Raw genomic sequence first — 4,023 nt, 5'->3', positions numbered from 1 at the left:
GAGTGCTTTGCCTATACGTGCGGAAAGCCGTCCACTCACCATGTACGGACAGCTTTTGACAGGGCTTCCTACGCCACAGCTGCTAAGATACACAGCGACGGTAGAAAGAACGATTGTGGAGCCTTATGTCTGTATAGCGGTGCAGGCATCAACCCCCAACAAAGGATGGCTTTGGCCAAGGGGCTGGGATATGCTGGTAGATTATCTGAGAGAACTTGGATACAGGGTGCTTTGTATCGACCGTGACAAAAGACAGGAACGTGACGGGTATGTAACGGAAATGCCGAAGGGAGCGGAGGATTTTACAGGAAATTTGCCGCTGGTTCAGCGAGCGGAGCTTTTGGCACACGCGGATTTTTTCGTAGGTCTTTCCAGCGGCCTTGCCTGGCTTGCGAAGGCGGTGGGCTGTCCTGTTATCATGATTGCAGGATTTACACGGGATTGGTATGAGTTTCATACGCCGTACCGCGTATATAACAGGATGGTATGCAACGGTTGTGCTAATGACGATTTTGCGAAATTTATCTTTGATATCTGCCCGAGGCATAAGGGAGATAAGGAAAGGGAGCTTGAATGCCAGAAGAAAATTTCGCCGCGCATGGTCATGGATGCGGTGGATTGTCTGCGCAGAGATAAGGCTGAGGGGAAAATATGACATGAAGCTCACGGAGCGAAGACTCCGTGGGCTTTTCTGCTTTGCAGCGTACAGGCTTTTCATGAAAATTTTATAAATGTGAAGGAAAATGTTTCGCATATGGAGAAATAATATACTGTTAGGCATTTGAATTTTACTTTTGGAAGTGTACAGATTAATGCATTCTTTTTTTGAACAGGTGAAGGGAAAACTCATCGTGTCGTGTCAGGCACTTGAAGCGGAGCCTCTTCACAGCGCGTTTATAATGGGACGTATGGCGTTGGCGGCAAAGGAAGGCGGCGCAGCGGCTATTCGGGCTCAGGGTGCAGAAGACGTAAATGAAATTAAAAAGGTGACGGGGCTTCCCATTATAGGCCTTATAAAGAGAAATTACGCGGATTCGGCGATTTACATTACTCCGACAATGCGTGAGGTGGAAGAGCTTCTTTCAACACCATGTGAGATGATAGCCCTCGATATGACAAACCGCCGGCGTCCCAATGGAGAAAAGGTTGAAACACTTATTGAAAAAATTCATGAGGCAGGTCGGCTCGTTTTGGCGGATATTTCGACATATGAAGAAGGAAAAGCTGCGGAGAAATTTGGCGTGGATGCGGTTTCAACGACGCTTTCCGGATATACGGATTATTCGCCGCAGCTGGAAGGGCCGGATTATGCAGCTGCGGCACGGCTGGCTGCGGATTTATCTGTCCCTGTTTTCGGCGAGGGACGGATACATACGCCTGAGGATTTAAGACGCATGATGGATATGGGCGTGTGGGCTGCGATTGTAGGTTCGGCTATCACCAGACCGCAGCTTATCACAAAGGATTTTGTGCGTGTGCTTTAATTTGATTTGGGGATATTGTGAAAGGAAATTCTGATGGAAATCAAGGATCAAAAGGAACGGATGGCAGAAATTCTTCTGACGGCAACAAATGAACGAAAGAAGATACAGGCTGTTAAATTGCCGGGAGAACCGGACTACGAAGAAGGACGGCTTCATATCGGTGCGGATTTTGACGACGCGGTAGGCGATCTTTTGGGGAAATTCAAGGAAGGTATAGCGGAGGTTGAGGAAAAGGAAAAGCAGATAAAGGCGGACCCGAAGGCTGATCCGACGAATCTCCCACCACCCGTACCGCCGTCACAGCTTCCTTCGAACTGGGAGGCATGAGAGTGGGCTTTTACGCGCTTTTCGATATCGGAGGGACGGAAATAAAATACGGAGCTGCGGACGAGAATGGCCGTTTTGTAAAAAAAGGCTCTGCTAAAAATACGGTTCGTGAAAAAGGGATAGACTCCATGCTTGAACTGCTGGGAGAGAAGCTCGGTGAAATCAAAAAGGAATTCCCGGTAAACGGAATCGGGGTATCCTCCGCGGGAGTTGTTGACACGGAAAAAGGCGTAATCGAATTTGCGTCGGATAATATCCCCGGATACACAGGGACAAAGCTTCGCGATTTTTTTGAGACATTGTCGGGTGTTCCCTGCACGGTTGAAAATGATGTGAACTGTGCAGGGCTCGGCGAGGCGTGGCTGGGGGCAGGGAAAGAAGCTTCTCCGTTGGTCTGCATAACACTTGGCACAGGTGTCGGAGGCTGTGTCATAATCAACGGAAAGCTGATACACGGCACTTCGAATTTTGCAGGCGAAGTAGGATATATCCCTCTTGCAGGCGGTACGCTGGAGGAACTTGCTTCCACTTCAGCGCTTGTTAGGAGGGTTGCTCTGAAAAAGTCGTTGGACGTGTGTGATGTTGACGGCAAAAAAGTATTTGAATGGGCGCAAAAGGGCGACAGTATTTGCCTTGAGGCAATAGATTCAATGCTTGATTATCTTGCGCAGGGAATCTGGACGATTTCTTGTATTGTAAACCCTGAAGCTGTTGTTATCGGTGGAGGTATTGCAGCGCAGAAAAAATTTTTGGAGCCGATGCTCAAGAAAAGACTTTCAAATGTGATGATTTCAAATGTGTTCGAAACGACACGCATTTCTTTCGCGGATTTGGGCAATGACGCGGGAATGTTGGGCGCATTGCATTGTATACTGGAGCTTGAAAGTGTAAAATAAAGATAAATCGAAACGGAAAGCTTTCTTTAGGAGGAACCATAATGAAGGTAAGAATCAACGATTCATATGAAGACCTGAGTGAAGCAGCCGCAGAGTTCGTCATCAACCAGATTGCCTATAAACCTGACAGCGTTCTTGGTCTGGCTGCAGGAAGCACACCGCTCCTTCTGTATAAGCTCCTTGGAGAGGCATGCAAAGAGGGAAGGGTGGATTTTTCAAGGGTACGTACCTTCAATCTTGATGAATATATCGGGCTGCCGGAGGATCACCCGCAGAGCTATCGGTATTTCATGAAGAAGAATTTGTTCGATAATATCAATATCCGCGAAGACCATATCATGTCGCCTGACGGAATGGCAGATGATATCGCGCTGGAATGCGGGCGGTACCGTGCGGCAATTGAGGCTGCGGGCGGAATCGACCTTATGATTCTCGGTATCGGACCGAACGCGCACATCGGATTCAACGAACCGGGGCAGTGCTTTGTCCCTGATACGCATGTAGTGGAGCTCAGTGAAGCTACGAGGCAGGCAAATGCACGATTTTTCACTAAGCCTGAGGAACCGCCTCACTGGGCTATCAGCGTGGGAGTGCGGGAAATAATGTTTGCGCAGAATATTTTGCTTCTTGCGAGCGGCGCAGGAAAAACTCAGGCGCTTTGGCAGGCAGTGCGCGGTGATATCACCCCGGAGGCGCCTGCATCAATTCTCCGACTTCACAGGAACGTGCTTCTGCTGGCAGACCATGCGGCTGCGGCGCGTCTGGGTGAAAAAGAGGACGAGTAACGGGAGGATACAATGAAAGCAATCATCAACGGGCGTCTTATACTGCCGGATGAACACGGAGAATTTCAGATTGTTGACCACCAGGCGCTCCTTTATGACCAGTACATTGCGCGTATTGTTCCGGAAATGGGGCTTCGCGGAAAAGAACGTGAAAATCTCGAATCCGTACTTGATGCGCACGGCGGATATGTATCGCCGGGATTTATAAACGTGCACCTTCATGGCTGCGTAGGCTGTGATACCATGGATGAGACAGTAGATTCAATCCGTGCAATAGCGAGGTATCAGGCGGCTACAGGTGTAACCGCAATGCTTCCGACCACTATGACATATGATTTTCCGCGCATTTACCGCTCGTTTAATCATATCCGTGAAGTTATGAGCAATCCTGTTGAGGATGGAGCACGTGTGCTCGGCGCACACATGGAGGGTCCGTTCATCAGTGTTGAGCGGCGGGGCGCACAGGCTCCGCATCATATTGTTCCTGCGGATTTTTCACAGATTGCGGAGTATAAGGACGTCATTCGTATT

At 49.1% G+C, this 4,023-nt stretch carries 5 protein-coding genes and 1 pseudogene; all 6 read left to right on the top strand.

All coding sequences use genetic code 11. The features are described 5' to 3' along the window. The coding region (locus tag ACY69O_RS03935; RefSeq protein ID WP_462332166.1) for an autotransporter strand-loop-strand O-heptosyltransferase at nt 1-655 on the top strand (655 nt) is incomplete at its 5' end. 157 nt (nt 656-812) lie between these two features. Beyond that, nucleotides 813-1,484 carry an N-acetylmannosamine-6-phosphate 2-epimerase gene (locus tag ACY69O_RS03930; protein ID WP_462332165.1) on the top strand — a complete coding sequence of 224 codons (672 nt, stop codon included), beginning with the start codon at nt 813-815 and terminating at the stop codon, nt 1,482-1,484. A gap of 33 nt (nt 1,485-1,517) precedes the next feature. Then, entirely contained in the window at nt 1,518-1,811 is a 294-nt protein-coding gene (locus ACY69O_RS03925) for a hypothetical protein (protein WP_462332164.1), read from the top strand. 2 nt (nt 1,812-1,813) lie between these two features. After that, nucleotides 1,814-2,707 (top strand): ROK family protein, encoded by an 894-nt coding sequence (locus ACY69O_RS03920; RefSeq protein WP_462332163.1) that lies wholly within the window; start codon nt 1,814-1,816, stop codon nt 2,705-2,707. Between the two features lie 41 nt (nt 2,708-2,748). After that, the gene (gene nagB / locus ACY69O_RS03915) at nt 2,749-3,492 is read left to right on the top strand and encodes a glucosamine-6-phosphate deaminase (RefSeq protein ID WP_462332162.1); all 744 of its coding nucleotides are present in this window, start codon (nt 2,749-2,751) and stop codon (nt 3,490-3,492) included. 12 nt (nt 3,493-3,504) lie between these two features. Next, nucleotides 3,505-4,023 (top strand): annotated as a pseudogene (locus tag ACY69O_RS03910) (N-acetylglucosamine-6-phosphate deacetylase); the annotation flags it as partial.

This window comes from Schwartzia sp. (in: firmicutes) (genome assembly GCF_978017985.1).
Note: the sequence above shows the minus strand (reverse complement) of the source record. Positions and strands in the feature narration are given on the sequence as shown.